This window comes from Paenibacillus sp. HJGM_3 (assembly GCF_045062745.1).
Taxonomy (GTDB): domain Bacteria; phylum Bacillota; class Bacilli; order Paenibacillales; family NBRC-103111; genus Paenibacillus_AA.
The window spans coordinates 226,732-248,303 of record NZ_JBJGED010000005.1 but is presented as its reverse complement, the minus strand read 5'-3'; the positions used below and the strand labels follow the sequence as shown (position 1 = coordinate 248,303).

The window sequence follows — 21,572 nt, the reverse complement described above, 5'->3', positions numbered from 1 at the left end:
GCTCGCCGCTTACCACAGGCTGCGTTCTCCGAATTTTTTGCTCAGGTAGTTGGCCGAAGCGATCAGCGTCATCCCGATGACCGACTGGAACAAGCCGATCGCGGTCGTGAAGCTGTATTTCATCTCCGTCAGGCCGATGCGGTACACATAGGTGCCGATGACGTCGCCTACGCTGTAGACGAAGGGGCTGTAGAACATGAGCACCTGCTCCAGGTCATTGCCGAGTGCGCTGCCGATGCGCAGCAGGATAATGAAGATGATGACGTTGCGGATGCCGGGCAAAGTGATGTGCCAGATTTGCCGCAGCTTGCCGGCGCCGTCGATGCGAGCCGCCTCATATTGCCCCGGATCGATCGCCAGGATGGCCGACAGGTAGATGATCGAGGACCAGCCGGTTTCCTTCCACGCGGTCGACAGGACAAGGATGCTGCGGAAAAACCGCTCGTCGGCGATCATCATGATATCCTGCATCCCGAAGAAGGCGAACGCCCCCTTCAGCACCCCCGTCTGCGGAGACAACAGATTGATGAAGATCGCGCTGATGATAACCCAGGACAAAAAATGCGGCAGGTAGGTGACGCTCTGGGTGATGCGCTTGAACGCCAGGTTGCGGACCTCGTTGATCATAAGGGCCAGGATAATCGGCAGCGGGAACTGGAACACGAGCTTATACATGTTGATGAGGAGCGTGTTCCGCAGCACCTCCCAAAACTTCGGCTGCTCCAGCAGCTCCTGAAAATGCTTCAGCCCGACCCAGGGACTGCCCCAAATGCCGTCGAACAAATTGTAGTCCTTGAAGGCGATGATGGCGCCCGCCATCGGCAGGTAGCGAAAAATCAGCATCACCAGCAGCCCGGGGACAAGCAGCAAATACAAGTCATAATCGTTCCGGATCACAGCCCGCCATGCGCTGCGCCGGACAATGGTCGCCTGCGCTGCGGCGGTTCGCTTGGTGGTGTCGGCCATGCTGCAGCCCCTCCTCTCTCTTGTTGTGCAATCGCTTTCAAGTGCGGCTACTGTTTATTCTACAGAAACAAAAAGGCCCCGAAAACGGGGCAGCTCTACGATTGGGTGTCGGATCTTACGCTCATGGGAAGCGCTTCCCGGGAGAAAATCGTAAGCTGCAGACGAACCGCCGTTCCTCCGCCCGGCCGGCTGCGGATTTTCGCGCCGAAATCCGTGCCGTAGGCGAGCTGCAGCCGTTGATGCACGTTGCGCAGCCCGTACCCAGGGCTATCTGGTGTCAGCAGTGCGGCCGTCGCCTCCCGAGTCATACCGGCGCCGTCGTCGAAGATGAAAAATTCGACCGTCTCGCCCCTCAGCCGTCCCCGGATTGTAATCGTGCCCGTTTTGTCCGGGCTTTTGTTAATTCCGTGAACGATGGCGTTTTCGACGATCGGCTGGAGAATCAACTTCTGGATGCCCACCCCGTTCAGCGCCGGATCGATGCGGGTTCGGCAGACGATCGCACCGCTGAAGCGGATGTTTTGGATTTCCATGTACGCTTTGACATGCTCCAGCTCCTTCTCCACGGCGATCGTCTCCTGGCCGCGGTTCAGACTGATGCGAAAAAACTTGGACAAGTTCGTCACCACATGCGCGATGTCCGGCGCTTTCGATTTGAGCGCCATCCATTTGACCGTATCAAGTGTGTTATACAGGAAATGCGAATTGATTCGGCCCTCCAGCACCTTCATCTCCTCGCGCTGCTTGGTGACGGTGATGGTGTAGACTTCCCCGATCAGGCTCTTGATCTGCAGCGACATCTGGTTGAAGCGCCGCTGCAGGAACGAAATCTCGTCATGGCCGGCCACGTCGACCACCTCCCCGAAGTGCCCCAGCTCGATGCCCTTCATTTTATCCGCCAGGACATAAATCCGTTTGGTGAACATGCGGGACAGCAGCACGGACAAGGCCAAAACGAGCATGACGACCGACACGGACAGCAGCAGAATAAACCAGCCGAGCAGTTGGCTCTGGCTCGTAATGCTTACTGAGGGAACGAGCACCGCGAGCCGCCAGCCGGTATTCCCGACCGCCTGGGAGAGCGACAAGTACGGGCTGCCGCCGAGCCGCACGGTGCGCGAGCTTTGTTCCGCCTCGGGCGCTTCCCTCCGGACCCGCTCCCATTGCTCGTCGCCGGCCGGGAATTGGTCCGGTATTCGAGTATAGGACGCCACCAGAGAATCGCCCTTGTACAGCATCGCCCGGTAAGGAAGCGCCAGGCTCATATTTTCCAGTACGCCGGAAAGCGTCTTCTCGTCTACGTCTATAGCCACCACGCCCAGCACCTCGCTTACCGCTTCGAAATTTTTCATCAGCCGGTACAGCGAGACAATATTTTTCTGGACGTTGCCGATGTAAGTCGTGCTGCCGAGGTAACGCCATTCCATAGCCCCGGATTCATCGTCAGCTCCTTGTCGAGCGCGGCCAGATCGGCGGTGGACACGGGGAACAGGTTGGCGTTTTCGGACGCATAGAGCGGATTGTTGGGCACAAGCAGCCGAATGCGGTAAATGTTGCGGCTTTTCTCCAGATTGCGGATGATCTCGATGATCGCTTTGTAGTCGCCGATAATATCGCCGATCGATAGCTCCTTCCGGTTCGCGCGGCGCAGAATCTCCTGCAGCTGTACGTTCGTATAAAGGATCTCGGAGATGTTCTCCACCTCCGTCAGCCTGTACGAGATGTTGATCGCCGTCTGGCGGAGCGCCTCGAGATAGGCGCCGCTCGTCTGCTCCTGCAGGATGGAGGACGATTTGCGATAGGAGAAAAAGCCGATGACTGCGGAAGGCAGGAACAGGATGACGATAAAAGCGATCAGCATTTTGCTGCGCAGCTTAAGGCGGGCGTCAAGCGACCGGAGTCGGTGAAATAGCGGGTGCGGGTTCATCGGCATCGCTCCCGGTATTCACTGGGATTCAGGCCGATCTCGCGCTTAAACAGCTTGGTGAAATATTTGCCGTCCTTGTAGCCGACCCGCTCCGCCAGACTTGCGATCAGCAGGCCCGACTCCTCGCGCAGCAGCCGCTTCGCCTCTTCCAGCCTCAGTTGCGTCAGGGCATCGATCACCGTTGTGCCGGTCTCCTTTTTGTACAGGGTAGCCAAATAATTGGGCGACAGGTGCACATGCGCCGCGATCTGCGCCAGTGTCAGCTCCTCGCGGAACGTGCGCTGCATGTACTCGGTCACCGCGCGGACGACCTTGCGCTGGTCCGGCCGGCTGTGGATCACGTCGGCCAGCTCCTCGAGCGCGCCGGCCAGCCGCTGCTCGAGCTCGGTTACGCTGCGGGCGTCGTGAAGCGCGGCCAGCGCCGACTCCCCGCCGGCAAATTCGGTAGCTTCTAGCAGCGCGCGGAACCGGCGGCCGATCTGCACTAGCAGCATGCTGCCGAATGCCTGCAGGTACGGCAGCGCGTGCGGTCCGGCGCGTCGGACCGCTACCGTGAAGCCGCGCAGCGCCGGCTGCAGCGCGTCGCGGTCGCCCCGCTCCAGCGCCTCCAGCAGCGCGGACTCGTGCTGCGCGATGTCGGCGAGGAGCGGCTCCTCGCGTAAGGCGCGGCCGGCGTCGTACAGGACCGCCGCCGAAGCGGCTCCGGCCGGCCGCGCGTCCAGCAGCGCCAGGCGCGCCTGGCGGAACGCCTGGCGCAGGTGCGCCGGCCGCTGCACCGCGGCGCCGACGCCTATACGCGCGGCGGTGCCCGCGAAGCGCCGGGCGAGCGCGGCGGCGCCTTCTTGCGGCGAGGCCGCGAACACCGCGCCGAGGGCGCCGCCGCCCGCCTCGAACAGCACGAGCGGCGGCTCGCCGGGAACGGCCGTCGAGCTGTTGTCCGGGCGCTCGCCGGCGGCTTCTATGTACGCGGCGCCGTAGAAGAGCGCGGTACTGGGGTCGCCGGACGCGGTGTCGGCCGCTAGAGCCTCCTCCGGAGCCGCCTCCCCGAACAGCGCCAAATGCACGGCGGCTTCCTCCGCCGCTTGTCCCGGTCCGATCGGAGCTAGTCCGGTGTCGCCTTCCGGACCGCCGCCCAGCACCTCCAGATACCCCGCGAGTTCCGCCTCGTCCAGCTCACGGTCCATCCATTCCTGAAGGAACCGCTCGCGCATCAGCGTGAGCGACACGTCGCGGTGCCGCTCCAGGCTGCTGATCCGTTCGCTCACGCTCCGCTCCTGGTCGCAATCGCGCAGCACCTTGGCGAGCACCTCCTCCAGCTCTTCGGTGTGAAAGGGCTTCAGCAAATAGTCGACCACCTGCAGCTTGAGCGCCGACTTGATGTAGTCCACGTCCTCATGGCCGCTGATCATCACGACGCGGATCGTCTTGTCCGGGATCTCGGCGCGCAGCCGGCGGACGAATTCGATCCCGTCCATCTCCGCCATCACCACATCGGTCAAGATGATGTCGGGCCGCAGCCGGTGCGCCAGCTCCAACGCCGCCTTGCCGTCTGCCGCATCGCCGGCCAGTTCGATGCCGTACGCCGGCCAGTCCAAACAGCTCTTCATGCCTTCGCGGATCAGCTCTTCATCTTCTACGATTATAAGCGAATACATCGGAACCCTCCCCACGTCGCCCTCTCTAGGTGAAGCATAGAACCTCTCCCTCGCGGCTGTCAACGTCAAGTCCCTCCCGGTACATGTACCGGGAGGGACTTGACGGCTAGCGGCCGCTTACAGGAAGTAATACTGCGAGATATCTTTGCCCTTCAGCGCATACCGCTTGTAATGCTGGTAGTGCGCGTTGTATAGCTGCCCGTTTTTCGACGGCGAATAGGTCAAATACAGCTGTTTGCGGCTCACGTCCGATAGGTTCGGTCCGCTCTGGTGCGGCGTAAACGAATGGAACAGGATGATGTCGCCGGGATTCGTCTCGACGAGCTCCCCTGTGGAAAGGTCGATTTCGGAGATTTCCTTGGCATTCATGTTCCGTAAGGCGCCCGGTTCGGAGCGGAACCGATCGTGGTACCCGGGGAACAATTCCAGCCCGCCGTTTTCCTTGGTCGCACCGTCGATCGCCACCATCACCGAGATCAGTCCCTCCATCGGGAACACCTGCCAGTAGGCGGCATCCTGATGCATCGTATAGCCGTTCGTGCCCGGCAGCTTGAAGATCAGCTTGTCTTTGAACAGCAGCGGTTCGTCCATGTAGATGTCTCGCAGCGGCGCCAAAATCCGCTCATCGCGGACCAGCGCGGTCAGGACCGGGGAAATGTCATGAACCGGATCGAGCTTCTCGATTTTTTGGCCCTGCGCATACGTACGGTAAGCGACACGGGCGTTATAGGGATCGACATACGGACTCGGCGTCAGCAGCCGGTCGCATTCCAGCTGCATCACCTTCGCTTCGGCCTCGCTGAACACATTGCGCAGAACTAAATATCCGTTTTTGTTATAAGAGTCGATTTGCTCGTTCGTGAGAATATTCAACGCCTGTTTCATAAATGTTGCCCCTCCTTTATGTTTTTGCCGGCATACTCGGCTGATACCTTCATCCTAGCGCAGCCCCTTCCCAAACGCCATGCCGTGTTTTATACTATTTCATATCTTTTTTTGCATCAGTCAAATGTGGAGGGGTGAGCCGATCGGATGAATGGAGCGAGGGTCAAACGATATACGTGCAGCGGGCCGCGCGAGAAATTTTCGCTGGAGGAGGATGTGTACGAGGGGTGGGTCCTGTTGGCCGCTCAGACCGGGTCGTTCAGGTTTGCGATGATCGAGGCAAACGAGACGAATGCGACGGTGAATGCGGCGTTAGTGGAAGGCCTTGCGGCGGAGGGTGATGCAGCTGCGACAAGCAAAGCAGAATTGAATCTTGACTCAGCCGAATTCTATCGCTGGGAGCGTGAGGGCGTTGCAGGTTTCGGCGAGCTGCTGCTGTGTCCGCCTGGCACGACGCTGTGGCGGCGGGCGGTGGAGCCGCTGTCGTTCGTTTTCGTCGAATACGCCTTCGAAGATAACGATCGTTTCGGAGCCCTTCCTCCTCGCGGCGGTAAAGTGCGCATCCGCGACGTACAGCGGCTCAGTTCGTCGTTCGGTTATATGAACGAGCTTCATGACCGGAATGGCGGCGCCAATCCGGACGCGGCCATCGCGCATCTGGCTGCCGATCTGCTGTTCGTCATCGCGCACGAGCGCAGCGCCGCGGAACGCCTGAGGGAACGGCGAACCGCCGAGCCTCTGATGCACCATGCGGCCGCCTATATCGAGCAGCACGCCTGCAGCACAGGCTTCACGCTCGGCGCGCTGGCGGACAAGCTCGGCCTTGCCGGCCCGCAGCTGACGCGGCGCTTCCAAGCCGCCTACGGCACGGCTCCGGTCGCCTATGCCACCGAAGTGCGCCTGGCGCGAGCCCGGCGCCTTCTGGTCGAATCCGATGCGACGCTCGATTCGATCGCCGACCAGTGCGGCTACCCGAACGGTTTTTACCTCAGCCGCGTGTTTACGCGTGCCATGCGGCTCAGCCCGTCCGCGTATCGCAAGACGCATCGCATCTAGCGACGCCCTCGCAAAAAAACGGCCCTGTGTAAGGCTACAGAGTCGTTTTGTTCTTCATAATCCGTGTGCGGATTTTCTTAGTCTCGCCAATAACCGGAGGCTAAGTTCCGTCCATATCGCGCTATAGAGCAAACTAAATAAAAAGATATACATTACACTAGCGATATCAAAGCTCTGGGGGACCGAAGGCCCGAGCAGTGGAAAGCGAAAGGCATATAGTACCATAGCAATTCCGGCCCATAAAGCGAGAGCGGCAAACAAGACAACCTGTATCCGATTTTTGGAGTGCGCAATGCTGAAGCCTAATGCCAGCCCGAGCGATCCCGTTGTAACGCCAAACGCGATATCCTCTTCGGCCGTAACGCCGACCGTCCCGGCCGTCAGCAAGCCGTTCACTAATTTAACGAAGGTCGACTTTCCCGAGCCGTATCCTCCTACGATAGATATCCATTCGCCGGGAGCAATGCTGATATCGATAACTCTTACGATCCATTCGCCATGCTCCGAATAACGGAAAGAAACGTTCTCAAAAACGATAGACGGCGATCTGGCGGCTGCGGACATCCCCCATCCCTTTTGACTCGTTACGATTATATACGAGTGAAACGGAGACATTCGGCCCGGCATTCGCCCTAGAATGAGCAGGCGACCGGTTTCCGACATTCCTCGAAAACGGGTCGCCCTTTTCCTTACTTCTTAGCCTGCTTCTGGCTGTTGTAGATTTCCGTCACGGCCTTCAGCACTTCGTCTCCACCTTGGGAGCGCCATTTTTGACTCAGTTCCTTCAGGAGCTGGTCGGTATTGCCAGGGCTTGATACGAGCTTGGCGAAATATTCGTTATAAATGCCGTTCAGAATTTTCGTGTTCTTCACTTCTGCATCCGGCTTCAGGCTGACAAGATTCGGCACCATATCCCCCGTTGCGACTTCGACCGATTTGAGCGCATCCTCGCGGCTCGGCTCTGTGGCCGGAACGTATTTCGAATCGAGCGGCCACGTGAGCGCGCCCCAGGTGAGCCAGTGAGCCCATCCGTTCGCAGCGAAACCGTCTTTCGTCCGTTCAGCCTCGATATATTCGATTTTATCCCCCTGCTGCTTATAGTGGACGTCTTTCATGCCAAGCGTCAGCAAATCGAAGCCCTCCTTGGAACGAAGGAATTCGATGAACTGCGCCGCCTTCTTGGGATCCTTGGCCGCCTTCGTCACACCGGTGATGTAGCCGGATTTGTCCGCTCCCTTGATCCCTTTCTTGCCGTCCGGCCCTTTCGGAGCGCTCATGTAGCCCAGCTCTCCGGTCGGCACGGCCTTTTGCAGGCTCGATTGGATGCGGGAGAAATTTCGGAACAAGTAGTTCGGAAGCACGCCGATTTTGCTTTGGAAAAACTTCGTCTCCCCGAGCTGGATCGTGTTGTTGACCATAAACTCGGGATCGAGAAGCTTTTCAGTGTAAAGCTTGATTAAATACTCCATTCCCTTCTTGAAGGAGGGATGCTCGAATCGTGGAATCACATTGCCCTTGTCATCCAGTGCCCAATCCGCATATGGCATCCCATAAGCATAGAAAATGAAATCCAGGTTGTTCATCGGCGCCGAGGCGTCGGTTACAAATGCGCTCAAGCCGTACGTGTCTTCTTTGCCGTTTCCGTCCGGATCCTTCGTGCGCATCGCTTTCAGCACTTCATAAAATTCATCCAGGCTGGTCGGCTCCTTCATCCCGAGCTTTTTCAACCAATCCTTGCGGTACGAGAGGGCCAGGTTAGAATACACCTGCGAGGTCATAAACAGGTTTCCGTAGTAGTTTCCATTTACCGCCGACCAAGGCACTTCTTTATCGAGCGATGCTTTCACAGTCGGCATGTCTTTCAGGTAGTCGTTAAGCGGAAGTAAAATGCCGTCCTTGATCCATTGGTTGACGGCAGCATTCGGATAAGCCATCGTTACTACATCGGGATAATCGCCGGATGCCATCGCCACGGTTACTTTTTCAAAGTCGTTCTGGGGCACCATCTTAATCGTAAGCTTGATATTCAGCCTTTTGTTGATTTCCTGAATAATGCGATCGTCCGCATCGCCGACCTTGGATGCCATGTCCCCAGCACGCAGCCACGTAATCGGCACCGGATTCCCTGATGAATCCCCCGACCCCGACGGCTTTCCGCTGCTGTCGGAGCACCCGGCCAAAACGGCGGAGCCTGCCAGTAGTAAGGTTAATACGGCCGTCCCAACTTTTTGTATTCCCCTCAATGTGCAATCCTCCCTTTAAATGATCGTATATCGGTAACGGGATTCTCGCGAATCGCCGGCTCACCCTATTCCTTGACACCGCCGAGCGTAACGCCTTTGACGAAATGCTTCTGAAAGAACGGATAGATGAGCAGAACCGGGATCGTGGAAATCATGACAGTTGCCATTTTAATCGGCTCTCCGAGCAGGCTTGGCGAATCTCCGCCGGACTGGGCTGCGGCCTGGTTCTCGAACAGCATCGCCCGCAGGAACACCTGCAGCGTCCACTTTTTGGCTTCGGTAATGTAGAGGACGGCATTGAAATATTCGTTCCATCGTCCGACTGCATAGAACAGGGTGATCGTCGCGATAGCCGGCATGGAAAGAGGAATGACGATTCGGAACAAAATGCCGAGGTCGTTGCAGCCGTCGATTTTGGCGGATTCCTCCAGACTTTCCGGTACGGTAAAAAAGAAATTCATCAGGACGATCATATTGAACGTGTTGATCGCACTCGGAATGATGAGCGACCAGAGCGAATTCAGCATCCCCAGATTTTTGACAATGATATAGTTTGGAATAATTCCGCCGCTGAACATCATCGTGAAAATGATTAGGATCATGAACAGTCCGCGCCCTCGCAGATGCTGCTTGGACAGAGCATATGCCGTCATAATGGTAATCAGCATGTTGATGGCGGTTCCGACCACGGTAACGAAAATCGCATTCCCGTAAGACGTCCATAAAAGCGGCATTTCAAGCAAGTAGGCGTAGGCTTCCAGATCGATTGTATGAGGCCGCCAATGGATCGAAGCATTGATGTACTCCTCGAGCGGAATGATCGAGATGACGAGCGAATCCCAGAACGGATAAAGCGTGATGACGGCCAGGAGGATGAGAAAGACTGTATTCCCTGCATCGAACCATTTGCTGCTCCAGCTTGTTTTCATCGGTAGTCCTCCCTAGTAAAGCCCGCGTTCGCCCATGGCCTTGGCCAGTCGGTTGGCGATCAGCAGCAAGCTGAAATTGATGAGCGACTTGAACAGCCCTACAGCAGCCGCCAAACTGAATTGGCCTTCCTCAAGACCCAACTGGTACACGTACGTGTCGATGATGTCGGCTACCGAGATGACGGTCGCATTGAGAAGCACGAAAATTTGCTCGAACCCCGCTTCCATCATGTATCCCATACGAAGGATCAGGAGAATAACGATCGTATGCTTGATGCCGGGAAGTGTGATATAGAGCATTCGCTGGAATCGGCTGGCGCCGTCGATCATGGCCGCCTCGTAAAGCTGCGGATTGATGCCAGCAAGGGCAGCCATATAGATGATCGTGTTCCAGCCGAACTCCTTCCAGATCATCGACCCGACCAGCACGCTGCGAAAATAGCTCGGGCTCGAAAGAAAGGGGATCGGCTCAATGCCGATTCGCGCAAGTAAATGGTTGATCATGCCGTAATCGAGCGAAAGCAAGCTGACGAGAATGCCGCCCATAATGACCCAGGAAACGAAATGCGGCAAATAAATAATGGTTTGAATCGTGCGCTTGAAGGCCATCTTGCGGACTTCGTTCAATAACAGAGCCGCTATGATCGGAGCGGGAAAACCGAATATCAAGCGGTACAGGCTGATCAGCAGCGTGTTCCGGAATACCTCCCAAAACTTGTCTTGCCCGAATAGCTCGCGGAAATGGTAGAGCCCGGCCCATGGACTTCCGAGAATCCCTTTGGACAGATTAAAATTTTTGAACGCGATGATGGCTCCGTACATGGGCAAATAATGAAAGATTAAATAGTAGGCAAGCCCGGGTATAAGCATTAGGTACAAATATCGGTTCATCCACACATGCTTGGATAAAGGCGCGCGCTTTTCCGCCCGAAGCCCGGACCGCGGGGTGACCTTTGCCGAGGAAGCGACAGGCTCCATTGCCATAGAATTTTCCCCTTTATCAAGTTCTCGAATCGAGTGTAAGCGATTCCAACCCTCAGTGCTAGAATCTTATCTTAGGTTTGGTTGCTATTTTTCTTTTTCAAGCGGTATCATTTCATCACATTATGGACCCAAAGCGTGAAAAAAGATGCAAGACGCTCCGATTAAACGAAATGTCTTGCATCCCACAACATCATTACTTCCCGACCTGAATTTGACGATTTCGATAGTCCGTCGGTGTCATACTATAATGCTTCTTAAATGCGCGAATCAGGTTCGTCTTATTGCCGAAGCCCGTTTTTTCCGCGACCTCATATATTTTCGATTCGCCGGACTCCAACAGTCTCGCCGCCGCCGCCAAGCGGACTTCCGTCAAATATTCCAAATAGTTTTTGCCTGTAACCTCCTTGAATATTTTGGAAAAGTACTGCGGATTCATCAACACCTTCTCCGCAATCTCCTGCAGGGTCAGCTCTTCCCTATAGCTACTCTCGATATACCGGCAAATCTGCTGGATTAGATCCGCATTCTTGTTGTCCCGTTTATCCCTGACATACTTGACTGCACGCACCGTAGTGCCGCGCAGCCAGTCCTTGATTTGCTCCATTGTGGACAACCGGTTATATTCCAAATAGGGGTCCCCGTCATAAATGCCCTTTAGGCTCGGATTCAATTCCATCATTGCCGTAATCACCGCATACACCAGCTGGCTGAGCAGCAGCTGCTTTTCCCGGTAATTGACCTCTTCCCGATCCCCGATCTCGTCCAGTATCTCCGTTAACCCTTCTAGAGATTTCGATAAGTTGCCAAGCTTGATTTCCACCTTCAAATTCTCGATTTTACGGGTAAAATCCATCCATATTCTTGTTCCGCCATAATCGAGCCGTATGTCCCAGATGCTGATCATGCAGGCTTCTCCCGCCAAATTCTCGAACAGCAACGCTTCCTTCGCTTCATTGAAGGAGCCTTCAATTTCATACAGATGCGCGCGATAGGCGCCTATCCCCACCGAGACCGGCTCGCCGACCTCCTTCATAATCCGGTCGGTCAGCTGCAGCGCATTCTGCTTGGCGAAATGGTCCGCATCCAATGCTTGAGCAACGACCGCCGGCATGATAAGCGCGATATGCCGATGATCCAGGGAAATGACGGCACCTCCTCCGGCCAAACCCAAGAAATGCACGCAGACCTGATGGATTCGGAACGTCAATATATGGCTTTGCTCCCGCGACGCATCCGATCCGCCCCGAACCGAGTACAGGTGAAGCAGAAGCACGACATATCCGGTATCCGGAAGCGCCAAATCGTAATAATTCACCGAGCGGGCCACTTCGTGCGGATCGCTCTCGCGCCCGAGCAGCAGCCCCAGCAGAAAATGATCTCTCAATATCGCTTCGTGGCGCCTCATTTCCTCCCGTACATGTTCGTTCTCTTTCATCAGATGATAAAACGTTGTGCGCAAAAGACTCAAATCATCCGTCCGGCGCTGCGTTTTCGCATTGGCGGCCACACCATCGTTCAAGCCCGATAGGCCTTGGACAAGAGAATAAATCGGTTTGTAGTATCGACCCGACATGAGCAGGACGAGAATCGTTCCGGCCGCTAAACATATGAGAGAGATGATGAGAACGACCTTGAGGATCAGATCGGATTCCTTGAACACCACCGACATCGGTGCCGCTTTAATATATAACCACCCGTTGAAATCCGATTTTACATAGGAGACGAACATCTTCTGGCCGTTCATCGTCTTCGTTAACCAGCCCTGCGGGCTCACCGCTTCCGGATTCGTGAACTCTCGTTCCGTGAGGCCGAATTTTGCGGAATTATCGTTGTACAGCATCGTTCTGCCCTGCTCGTTCAGAATGGCCACATCGTTACTGGTATTTGGGTTAGGCCGGATATACGTTTGGTAGAACAGATCCATCTTGATGTTGAACATGACGTAATTGTCCGCTTTCTCTCCCACCGGGATGCGCAGAGCGTATGTAATCACCATGGTTTCATCCCCGCTCGTAAAAGGAATCGGGTGAGGCTCCAGCCATCGGCCATATGGAGGTTCGTGGCTGAGCCGGTCAAACACGTCCCGGTCCCAAAATTGCTCCAGGCTGATGATCCCTTCGCCGGAAATGATCTTTCCAAGATGCTCGTTGTACAAATAGATCGAATGAAGATAATTCGATGAGCTGATCTTCTCATTCAGCATGCCGATGACCGCCTGAGCGTCGGAATAGCCGATCTGCCCGGCGGGCATCACCAGAATTTTGCGGACGGAAATATTTTCGCTGATCGCCATCGCCACTTTTTGGATTTCCTGAATCGTGCTCTCGACCATCTGCTTGGTTTGGTTTAACGTTTCCTGGCTTTGCTTCGTTTCGCGCTGTTGAATAGTACGTTTAAAATAAAAATATGTAAGCGCTCCCATTGTCAGGTTCAAGAAAAAGATAACCGTCAGGGAATAAATGAATAATCGGAGAAACATGGTTCGGGTGATAAACCGTTTCATCAAACTCCCCCAACTCCCTCCTCTAAACCCTGCAGGGTCTTACGCTGACCGGTTCGCTTCGTTCCATATCGGAGATCATTTCAATTAGGAGCTGCTGCCTGATGCCAGCATATTCGGCTGCCTCGAACAGATTGATCTTTTCGCCAGGATCGTTCCGCAGATCATACAATTCCCCGAATGTCTCCCCGTTATAAACGGCCAATTTCCAGGCCGGTGTCACCCAACATTTGAATCGGATCCGCTCCGGCTCTTCCTTGTATTCGATGCGCACTCCCGACCGCGGCAATGCGGCTCCCTGCTGCAAGGCCGGCTTCAAACTGATGCCATCTCTCCTCACATGATCGTCAATTCCGGCAAAATCCAAGATCGTCGGAAGCAAGTCGATGAGTGAAACGCATTCCGTCACCTGACAAGGAGCGAAGCCTTCCGGGTAGCGAATCAGCATCGGGATATGGGTTACGCCTTCGTACACTAGCGGACCCTTCATCCCGATCGAATGATCGCCAAGCATTTCCCCATGATCCGATGTAAAGATGACGATCGTATTGTCCCGCAAGCCAAGCCGATCCAATTGATCGAGAATGATACCGAGCTGCTCGTCGATCAATTGAACCATGGTATAGTAATACGCCCGCGTCAGCTTGCTTTTCTGAGGATCTTTAAAGTAGGGCACCCATGCATGATCCCCGTTGCCCGCAATCACGAATGGGCCGACAAACCGTGATTTGGAAAAGGTCCCGTTATGAAATATAGGAATATGCTCGACAAGGCCGCTTTCGCCTGTCAAATCCGTGTCGGGAAGCGGAATCTCGTCCGGGTTGACCCTGTTCGTATAATCATAAGGAACAATGTGTGGATGATGCGGATCCTGAAAGCCCAGGTTCAGGAAGAACGGCTGCCCTTGGGAAGCCTCCTGATGCTCCTCCAGGAACGATATGGCCCGCTCGGCCAGCCAGGTGCCGGAATGGAGAGCGGTCGGCATTTCCCAGTCCCCGGTCTCGTTCGGATCGTCGTTAAACAATGCCTTGACCTTGAATTGTTCGGGAAGGTGGCCTTTCTGCTTGATCCAAGCGGCATAATGGCCTTTTACCCCCCAAGACGCGTGCCCCAAGCTTAGCTCCGCTGTCTCAAAGCCAGCCAGATCGCGAAATGGCGTGCATTTCTCGTCAACCGGAGCGGTTTCCGGGCTGTCCGCCTGCCACGGGTGCCAATGCGCCTTACCGATATGATGGGTCCGGTAACCGTTATCACGCAAGATTTGGCTTAAAAAGATGGAGTAATCCTCCGCATACGTGCCTACATTGTAAGCGCCATGACGGGAGATGTGCTGTCCGGTCAACATCGAGACTCGCGAAGGCGTACATACCGTATTCGGACAGTAAGCCCGGCTGAATACCGCCCCCTCTCTTCCGAGATGATCCAGATTCGGAGTTCGAATAAAGCCGCTGCCGTTAATACCAACACTATCGTAACGCTGCTGATCCGTCGTAATCAAAATCACGTTAGGCTTAGTCCGCATCGCGTAATATCCTCTCCTTGAATGTTTCATCTTGGATGGGCAGCCGCCCGGTTTAGCGACTCATCCCGTTCTAAATAATTGTAAGCGATTGCGTTCAAGAGAAGAAAGTACTTATTTTTAGGATCTGTTGCAGTTTGTTTGATTTGGCATGACCTTTCATATTCAGCGTTATCTCTTCTGCCTCTGCTTAATTTCAAACGAACATAAAAGCGGCCTCCGTCAAAGTGCTTGATAGCACCTCACGAAGGCCATGGTCAGTCGTTGAAATCCGTCTCTTATTTGGAGGATTCACTATATTTTTTGAAGTTGTCCAAAATTGCTTGCCAGCCGGCTTTTTGCATTTCAACGGAATTGGTGGTTTCTGCATCAAAAGTTTCAATTACCTTAGTGTTATTTCCTTCGCTAATGAACGTAATCGCTACTTTTCTTCCATCTTCCATCGTGTATGAAATAAACTCGTTTCTTCTCACTTCATCGTAAACACCGCCAAAATCAAATCCAAAGCTGCCATCTTTAGCTTCCATTCTTGTAGTAAATCGGCCGCCCACTCTTAAATCATTTTCGGCAGCTGGGGCATGCCAGTCATCAGAAGCCGCACACCATTTAGTAATATGCTGCGGCTCGTTCCAATACTCCCACACGTCTCCAACCGGTTTAAGTACTGTGGTTTCTACCGTTATCGCTACTGCTTTGCCTGTTTCCATTTTAATGATCCACCTCACTAGAATATTAGGTTCTTTTCATTGCTTTTGCCTTCCTAACCGTTCGAACACCTTTAATATATCTCATTAGGAATATACTCGTCAAGGAATATTTATTATTTTTAATTGTAAATTATTTCGTTCCTCTCTCCCTGATCACATCGTATACTTCACAATACAGAGCGCATAGGTCTCGAGCTTCGGTAGGTTAAACGATACGTAGTCGCCGTCCGTTGTGAAAACGAGCTGCTCTTCCCCGGGTGCTAGAGAGACGGATTCGGGGGTCTTGCCGTTCAATCGTACTCGCACGGAAATGTCATGAACGGGGATATTCGGCAGTTCCTTTTGAAAGTTCAACAGGTGCAGCAAATACCGCCGCTCGTCTTGATCGTGGAATAAGGTCAGCTCTACCGATTTAGGCGCCGTAGATTCGAAGGCAAGCGGTTTCGTTGCAAGCGACCGAATAAGACCCGCGAAAATTTCCTTATGCTCGGACTCCTCCATGCTCTCCAGATTGCCGGCTGCATACAAGGATCGTCCTGCTCCAAAGCGGTGCTCGATCAAAGACGGAAAGCTCGTCGAGGTGCCCGGAGGATTGCTGATCGCAGAAGCGCAAGTCGTCGGGTCGTCGGGACGGGTGTAAGGTAAAGTCAAGCTTGCGGATACGCGGCTGTCCGGATGGGGCTCTACCTTGAGTTGCGTCCCCAAAATCATAAGCGGCGTTTGCCCGGAGTACCTCAAAAACCGATCGTCTTTAACATCTGCAGGCGACATATATGTGACCGTTTCCTCTGTCTCCCCGAGCAGGTTAACTCCAAATACGTCAGCGAGCATGAAATTCGAATGCCTGGTTCCCTTCTTATCGGTCAAGGAAGTAGATTTGCTTGCATATACGCTTCCTCCCAACTGCACAAACTGTCGGATCGCTTCGGCCTCTTCTTCGTCCATCATGGCCAGATTCGGCAACACAAGCACTTGGAAGCGGGATAGCTCACCAAGATTTTTCTTCGTCAAGACCCCATAGGGAATGTTTTGCTCGATCAGCACTTTGGCGGCTTTCATCGCATTTTTAATAAAGCGTTTCTCGGCGGCCGTTTCCATTACCGGTTTGCCGTTATCCGCGAAATCGATTTCCGATTCGAAGTTTATGTAGATGGCAACGTCTTGGCATGACTCCGCATCCGGCCGGAAGTAGCTTTGGTAGGATTCCAGCTCTTGGTACACCCCGCCGATCACCTCGTAAACAGTCGGATCCATCGTTCCTTCCGGGTCGATGGCATCGATGATCAGGAAGGCGCTGTGGTTCGCCAAGGCGGAATAAGCATGTGCCCTTAACAATTCAGGTGACTTCATGGTCGTATGATGGTGCAGGTCGGGGCTGCGCGACGTCATAAACTCGAACGGTTTGTTTTCCGACAGATGATAAAGGGCCTTGCAGGTGAACGATTGGAACAGCGCATCTCCGTAGAAATCCCCGCTCGTATAGTCGGTCTGCCGGAAAAAATCAGCCGTCAGCCCGTTCTGCCAGCCAACCGGCCAAGAAGCACACTGATGTCCGACGGACATCGCCGGACGAATCTGTTTGACGGCTGCGGTGATGTCGGCCGCAAATTCGGCGAGCCAACGTTCCCTTGTTCGCTGCAGCCGCATCCAGTCGGGATCTCCCCAGTCAACCGAGTTCGGCAGTTCGCTCCCGGTTTCATCAAGATACCGCTTGCGGCAATGCGGACAATAACAGACGGAATAAGGCCAATGGATCATGTCGATCCACACGCCGTCAGCGTCATAATTCCGAGCCAAATCCTCTACTTGCCGGATGAGAAAATCCCGGTACGGCGAGTTCAGGCAGCATACCCCGTATCGGCCGGGCTGCCACAAGTATTCCGCCGTGCCTTGCCCCTTAGCGGAGATGAACCGCCATTCCGGATAAGTGTCGTACGCCCATTTCGACCAAAAATTATGGTACAAAATGACATTTAATCCGTTCTCCTTGCACAGTTCAACCATTCTTCCGATAAAATCCCGCCCCTGCAAGCCGGCATGCATGTGTCCGATCGGCGTCGGCCAATAGCATAAGCCTAGACAAGAACTCGTGTATACCATTGCGGTGTCGACTCTTGCCTGTACGAGCAGCTCTATGTAACGCTCAGCGTCGAGCTTCGACAAAAACTTCGGATTCCAATCCGGGATGTGCATATCGAGTAAATGCCGGCGAAAACTGGTTTTGTACCAGGGGTTGGCTTTAAGATGGGTCGTCACGTTAGTCACTCTCCTTCCCGTTCTATCTGATCACTAGTCGAACCGGTACGTTCCCGGGATTCGCTTTAACGGTTTGCCTTTCGCCGCCGACTCGTTGGCCGCCAGCGTCACGGCTAGGGTCTGCAGCGCGTCCGTATAGCTTCCCAGCACGAGCTGCTGAGAGCGGCTCTTAACGGCTTCTATGAAGCGGCGATCCTGCTCCTCATAATAGTTCTGACGGGAAATTTCCGTCACGTCCCTCTCGTTGTCTACGATGCGCAGGCTGGAGCCGTGAATTTGCACATAGAAGTTTCTTCCCATGATTTCGACTTCCGAACGTCCCAGATGCGGCAGGGTGCACGTATTGCTTACGCTGCCTACGGCTCCGTTCTCAAGCCGAAGAGCCAATGTGCCGATATCGTAGATCGTCGCGTCCGGATCGTCTTCCCGAATGGCGCGGCTTTCGAACTGCGCATACACCTCGTCTATTTCTCCGGCCATATAGCGGATCAAATCGATCTGGTGCGTCGTCTGGTCGACAAGCTGACCGCCCGAGAGCTCGAGGCGCCGCCACCATGAGGGCGCATGCTGACCGCCGAACCGGTAAGCAAGGACCATGTCGGTCGTCTTATCCTGCAAATACTGTCTAGCCTTCTGCACCGTGTCCAAATACCGGAGACAGTAGCCGGACGAATGGATGACACCGCTCTCCCGCACCAGCTTCTCCTTGCGGATGACCGGATCGAGATGAAGTCCGAGCGGCTTCTCCACGAACAGATGAATGCCCCGCTGCGCCGCTTCGACCTCCGCATCGTCCCGCGCAAACTGCGGGGAGCAAATAAACAGGACGTCGATGCCGCCCGACTGGATTAGCTCGGCCGTGCTGTCGAATACCCGGGCGCTGAGCGGCCCCGCCGCGGCTTCCGCCTTCGCCGTATCGACGTCGTAGACCGAAGCGATCTCCACGTCCGGAATTTTGGACAATACCGATAGATGTGCCTTGGCAATGCCACCCATCCCGATAAACCCGACTTTAACGCTCACTTCCGCACCTCCGGCAGCCGGATCGTCTCTCCACTGGCTGCAGAATCGTCAATGGCGAAACAAAGCTCCATCGTCCGGCAAGCGTCTTCGAAATCGCACCGCGTCGTTCCCCCGCTGTGGATGGCGGTGATCAGATCGGCAATCTCGAATGCGAACGGATGATGAGTCACATCCCCGCTGTCAGGAAGAATAGTAGGGATCGTCGCATAATCGGTCTGGCCGGGGAATTTGTGGCTGAACAGCTGATTGTTGAGCAGGGTTCCTTTGTCGCCTAACAAGCGGATGTTCATTTTGTAAGGGGTTCTGCATTCGAGAGAGGAAGACACTTTAGCAATCCCGCCGTTACGCAGCTTCATAATGGCCATCACATTGGGGTCAAATTCATATCCGGATTCCGATGCCGGTGACGTCCTGCCGCTGTAAGCTTTGACCTCTTCGACCTCGCCTGCAAAATAGCGGAGGGCATCGACCGCATGGCAGCCGGCCGACAGAATGCTGCTGCCGCCCAAGTCTTTGCGGCTGCTCCACCGGTATTGGACATAACGGGGCCCGATGTCGTGCCAATAGTCCGTCTCCGCCATGAAAACATGGCCGATTGCATCATCTTTCAAAAGCGACTTTACCGTTTCGAACAGAGGATTCCAACGTAATACGAAGCTGGTCACGGTTTTGACCCCGTTCGAACGAATGGCTTCCCCCATGGCGGCCAGGCTCCCGCGCTCGAGAGCGACCGGCTTCTCGATGACGAGATGCTTGCCGCGGCGTGAGGCCACAATCGCTTGCTCCGGCCTTACTTCCGGCGTGGAGCAAAGGACGATCGCATCGATCGCAGGATCTTCGGCCATCTCTTCGAACGTTCCGTATAAGCGGGCTTGAACCCCCCATTCCTTCAGCCGTCCCTCCGCATATTGCGGCTGTCGGCTGTACATCCCCCCAAACTCTGCGTCCGGATGCCCCTCTATGCTGCGGACATATTCGCCCGCCACCCATCCGGTTCCGGCAATCCCGAATCGAATCGTCATTTTGCATTTCCCCTTTCACACCATTTTGCAATACACAATAGATCATCCTGCCAGCCATCGTTTCAAATCGTCTACCGTTTGCCGGATGTCTCGGGCTTGTTGGTCGCCGTGTATTTCCCGCTCAATGATAAGCTCCCCATTGAATCCCCGCTCTTGAAGCGCACGGATAAACTGCGGGAAGTTCACTTTCCCGAGTCCGGCCCGAACCTCCCGACCCAGCTCGTTTCCGTTAGTCGGGTATAACCCGTCCTTCACATGTATATTCCGGACGTAGCCGCCGATCACATCAAGGGAGTCGATCGGATTCCCTTTCCCGTACAAAATCAAATTCGCCGGATCGAAGTTGATCCCCAAGTTCGAAGTGCCGACACGTTCGATCGTGCGCAGGAGCACGACCGGCGTTTCCTGACCCGTCTCGAACCAGAACCCGATCCCGAGACGGCTGCAATATTCGGCCACCTCTCGAATTGCTTCAACGACAGCGGGATAGGCCGGATCGGTCATGTTTTCCGGTATGAACCCACAGTGCGTGATGATCGCGGGGGCTCCGATCCGTACGGCGAAATCCGCCCACAGCTTGAGTGCTTCAATACGCTCCGATCGGTACGCTTCCGGCACAAGGCCGAGCGTCACAGGCCCCTCGGTGAAGTTCCACTTGGCCGGTCCGGGAACCCCGGCCCACATGGCGCAAACACGAACATCGGCCGCATGGGCTTCCCGGACGACCCGCTCTGCCACCTCCGGCACAGCGAGTGACGGATCCCAGCTGACGAGCTGGCAAACATGCAGTCCGAACTTCGCTACAAGGCCGAAACAATCCCCGCCGTTAGTCAACGAATTGATGACCCCTATCTCCATGACAATCGTCCTCTCTTCCGGTAGGTTTATTAGCTGCACCCGAGCTCGATCCTCTGGCCCGTTTCGCACGAGAGGACGATCGCATCCGCCGCTTCGATTACACGGATCGCATCCGTAAACGAAATTAGGCTCGGCTCGGTTCCCTGTACGATGCAATTGCATATATACTGCAACTGTTCCCTTAACGCGCCGTACACGATCCCGTCCGCCGTGTGATGAATATGAAAGTCCGGATTGAAGCGCCCCGAATTGTTCCAAACTTGCAGGCCGCCGCTGGCCGTTTCGAAGTGGGCGATGCCGGTATCTCCGATAACTTCAACCGCATCGTTGATGGCGATTCCAGCCTTGTCGGGGGTCATCCAGTTGCTGTGCAGAACCGCAAGAATGCCGTTCTCGAATTCCAGATTGACCCACAGCACTTCGGGAGCCGTGCTTCCCGACACATGGCGACCGTATGCCTGAACGGACTTAACCGGGCTGTCCGCATACCAAATCGCCAGGTCTAAGTCATGAACGGTCAGTTCGTATACGGTGTTCGTCCGGCAGTATGTATCGAACAGAGATCGCTGCCGCGACCTTTTGAAATACATGCTGACCGGCTTACCAAGACTGCCGCTGCGGATGGACCGGTGAATATCCATATACCGGGGATCGAAACGCAACAGATGGCCAGGGAGCAAGTGCCTGTCATGCCTTACGGCCGCGTCGTACATTTCCTTGGCTTCCTTGAGCCTCGTGGTAATAGGCTTCTCCACCAGGACATGTTTGCAGCCGGCCAGCGCCGCCAGCGTTGGCGTCAAGTGATCCTTCTCGAAAGTTACGACGCTTACTAGATCAAGATCGCTCCGCTCCAGCATTTCTTCATAGTGTGTATACCGTGAGCGTGTCTCGATGCCGAAGCGGTCTCCGATTTCGGCCAGTCGTTCCTCGCGCGTATCGCAAATGGCCGCGATCCGGACATTAGGTAAGCTGCGATAAGCCTCAACATGGCATTCTCCCCAGCTGCCAAGACCGATAATGCCGACATTTACCGTTGTCATCG

18 protein-coding genes are annotated in these 21,572 nt (G+C 54.9%); 1 reads left to right on the top strand and 17 read right to left on the bottom strand.

What is annotated here, in order from left to right:
* Window positions 1-9: 9 nt before the first annotated feature.
* From ACI5FR_RS08140 to ACI5FR_RS08120, 5 genes are all read right to left on the bottom strand, one after another.
* Window positions 10-966, bottom strand: coding sequence for an ABC transporter permease (locus ACI5FR_RS08140; RefSeq protein WP_405452800.1), 957 nt, complete (start codon window positions 964-966; stop codon window positions 10-12).
* Between the two features lie 95 nt (window positions 967-1,061).
* Window positions 1,062-2,393, bottom strand: coding sequence for a cache domain-containing sensor histidine kinase (locus tag ACI5FR_RS08135; protein ID WP_405452797.1), 1,332 nt, complete (start codon window positions 2,391-2,393; stop codon window positions 1,062-1,064).
* On the bottom strand, window positions 2,318-2,893 hold the full coding sequence (locus ACI5FR_RS08130) for an MCP four helix bundle domain-containing protein (RefSeq protein WP_405452794.1): 576 nt from the start codon (window positions 2,891-2,893) through the stop codon (window positions 2,318-2,320). Before ACI5FR_RS08130 ends, ACI5FR_RS08135 begins: the two co-directional genes overlap by 76 nt.
* Window positions 2,890-4,611, bottom strand: coding sequence for a response regulator (locus tag ACI5FR_RS08125; protein WP_405452791.1), 1,722 nt, complete (start codon window positions 4,609-4,611; stop codon window positions 2,890-2,892). Before ACI5FR_RS08125 ends, ACI5FR_RS08130 begins: the two co-directional genes overlap by 4 nt.
* Before the next feature lie 54 nt (window positions 4,612-4,665).
* Window positions 4,666-5,433 carry a phytanoyl-CoA dioxygenase family protein gene (locus ACI5FR_RS08120; RefSeq protein ID WP_405452788.1) on the bottom strand — a complete coding sequence of 256 codons (768 nt, stop codon included), beginning with the start codon at window positions 5,431-5,433 and terminating at the stop codon, window positions 4,666-4,668.
* A gap of 147 nt (window positions 5,434-5,580) precedes the next feature.
* On the opposite strand from ACI5FR_RS08120, the gene ACI5FR_RS08115 reads away from it, so the two are divergent.
* Window positions 5,581-6,489: a helix-turn-helix domain-containing protein gene (locus ACI5FR_RS08115; RefSeq protein WP_405452785.1), complete on the top strand. Its 909-nt coding sequence runs from the start codon at window positions 5,581-5,583 to the stop codon at window positions 6,487-6,489.
* 54 nt (window positions 6,490-6,543) lie between these two features.
* Here the strand turns inward: ACI5FR_RS08115 and ACI5FR_RS08110 are convergent, their stop codons facing one another.
* The 12 genes from ACI5FR_RS08110 to ACI5FR_RS08055 all read right to left on the bottom strand — a co-directional run bounded on the left by ACI5FR_RS08110 (window position 6,544) and on the right by ACI5FR_RS08055 (window position 21,570).
* Window positions 6,544-7,053: an ATP-binding cassette domain-containing protein gene (locus ACI5FR_RS08110; protein WP_405452782.1), complete on the bottom strand. Its 510-nt coding sequence runs from the start codon at window positions 7,051-7,053 to the stop codon at window positions 6,544-6,546.
* 125 nt (window positions 7,054-7,178) lie between these two features.
* Window positions 7,179-8,732, bottom strand: a complete 1,554-nt coding sequence (locus ACI5FR_RS08105) for an extracellular solute-binding protein (RefSeq protein WP_405452779.1) — start codon at window positions 8,730-8,732, stop codon at window positions 7,179-7,181.
* 65 nt (window positions 8,733-8,797) lie between these two features.
* On the bottom strand, window positions 8,798-9,661 hold the full coding sequence (locus tag ACI5FR_RS08100) for a carbohydrate ABC transporter permease (RefSeq protein WP_405452776.1): 864 nt from the start codon (window positions 9,659-9,661) through the stop codon (window positions 8,798-8,800).
* Window positions 9,662-9,673: 12 nt separating this feature from the next.
* Entirely contained in the window at window positions 9,674-10,645 is a 972-nt protein-coding gene (locus ACI5FR_RS08095; protein ID WP_405452773.1) for an ABC transporter permease, read from the bottom strand.
* Window positions 10,646-10,838: 193 nt separating this feature from the next.
* Complete coding sequence (locus ACI5FR_RS08090; RefSeq protein WP_405452770.1) at window positions 10,839-13,148, bottom strand: helix-turn-helix domain-containing protein; 2,310 nt, start codon at window positions 13,146-13,148, stop codon at window positions 10,839-10,841.
* Between the two features lie 22 nt (window positions 13,149-13,170).
* On the bottom strand, window positions 13,171-14,667 hold the full coding sequence (locus ACI5FR_RS08085) for a sulfatase family protein (RefSeq protein ID WP_405452767.1): 1,497 nt from the start codon (window positions 14,665-14,667) through the stop codon (window positions 13,171-13,173).
* Window positions 14,668-14,942: 275 nt separating this feature from the next.
* Window positions 14,943-15,371, bottom strand: coding sequence for an SRPBCC family protein (locus ACI5FR_RS08080; protein ID WP_405452765.1), 429 nt, complete (start codon window positions 15,369-15,371; stop codon window positions 14,943-14,945).
* Between the two features lie 153 nt (window positions 15,372-15,524).
* Window positions 15,525-17,627: an alpha-amylase family protein gene (locus ACI5FR_RS08075; protein WP_405452762.1), complete on the bottom strand. Its 2,103-nt coding sequence runs from the start codon at window positions 17,625-17,627 to the stop codon at window positions 15,525-15,527.
* Window positions 17,628-17,660: 33 nt separating this feature from the next.
* A complete protein-coding gene (locus tag ACI5FR_RS08070) occupies window positions 17,661-18,650 on the bottom strand; it encodes a Gfo/Idh/MocA family protein (protein ID WP_405452759.1) in 990 nt (329 codons plus the stop codon).
* Complete coding sequence (locus tag ACI5FR_RS08065; protein ID WP_405452756.1) at window positions 18,647-19,672, bottom strand: Gfo/Idh/MocA family protein; 1,026 nt, start codon at window positions 19,670-19,672, stop codon at window positions 18,647-18,649. The genes ACI5FR_RS08070 and ACI5FR_RS08065 overlap by 4 nt, the downstream gene beginning before the upstream one ends.
* A 42-nt stretch (window positions 19,673-19,714) precedes the next feature.
* Window positions 19,715-20,530 carry a sugar phosphate isomerase/epimerase family protein gene (locus tag ACI5FR_RS08060; protein WP_405452753.1) on the bottom strand — a complete coding sequence of 272 codons (816 nt, stop codon included), beginning with the start codon at window positions 20,528-20,530 and terminating at the stop codon, window positions 19,715-19,717.
* Between the two features lie 29 nt (window positions 20,531-20,559).
* Window positions 20,560-21,570, bottom strand: coding sequence for a Gfo/Idh/MocA family protein (locus ACI5FR_RS08055; RefSeq protein WP_405452751.1), 1,011 nt, complete (start codon window positions 21,568-21,570; stop codon window positions 20,560-20,562).
* Between the last annotated feature and the right edge of the window lie 2 nt (window positions 21,571-21,572).

Coding starts and splice junctions, on each gene's coding strand:
- ACI5FR_RS08140 (WP_405452800.1), bottom strand. CDS start 966: ATGGCCGACACCACCAAGCGAACCGCCGCAGCGCAGGCGACCATTGTC.
- ACI5FR_RS08135 (WP_405452797.1), bottom strand. CDS start 2,393: ATGGAATGGCGTTACCTCGGCAGCACGACTTACATCGGCAACGTCCAG.
- ACI5FR_RS08130 (WP_405452794.1), bottom strand. CDS start 2,893: ATGAACCCGCACCCGCTATTTCACCGACTCCGGTCGCTTGACGCCCGC.
- ACI5FR_RS08120 (WP_405452788.1), bottom strand. CDS start 5,433: ATGAAACAGGCGTTGAATATTCTCACGAACGAGCAAATCGACTCTTAT.
- ACI5FR_RS08115 (WP_405452785.1), top strand. CDS start 5,581: ATGAATGGAGCGAGGGTCAAACGATATACGTGCAGCGGGCCGCGCGAG.
- ACI5FR_RS08110 (WP_405452782.1), bottom strand. CDS start 7,053: ATGTCCGCAGCCGCCAGATCGCCGTCTATCGTTTTTGAGAACGTTTCT.
- ACI5FR_RS08100 (WP_405452776.1), bottom strand. CDS start 9,661: ATGAAAACAAGCTGGAGCAGCAAATGGTTCGATGCAGGGAATACAGTC.
- ACI5FR_RS08095 (WP_405452773.1), bottom strand. CDS start 10,645: ATGGCAATGGAGCCTGTCGCTTCCTCGGCAAAGGTCACCCCGCGGTCC.
- ACI5FR_RS08090 (WP_405452770.1), bottom strand. CDS start 13,148: ATGAAACGGTTTATCACCCGAACCATGTTTCTCCGATTATTCATTTAT.
- ACI5FR_RS08085 (WP_405452767.1), bottom strand. CDS start 14,667: ATGCGGACTAAGCCTAACGTGATTTTGATTACGACGGATCAGCAGCGT.
- ACI5FR_RS08080 (WP_405452765.1), bottom strand. CDS start 15,371: ATGGAAACAGGCAAAGCAGTAGCGATAACGGTAGAAACCACAGTACTT.
- ACI5FR_RS08065 (WP_405452756.1), bottom strand. CDS start 19,672: ATGACGATTCGATTCGGGATTGCCGGAACCGGATGGGTGGCGGGCGAA.
- ACI5FR_RS08060 (WP_405452753.1), bottom strand. CDS start 20,530: ATGGAGATAGGGGTCATCAATTCGTTGACTAACGGCGGGGATTGTTTC.
- ACI5FR_RS08055 (WP_405452751.1), bottom strand. CDS start 21,570: ATGACAACGGTAAATGTCGGCATTATCGGTCTTGGCAGCTGGGGAGAA.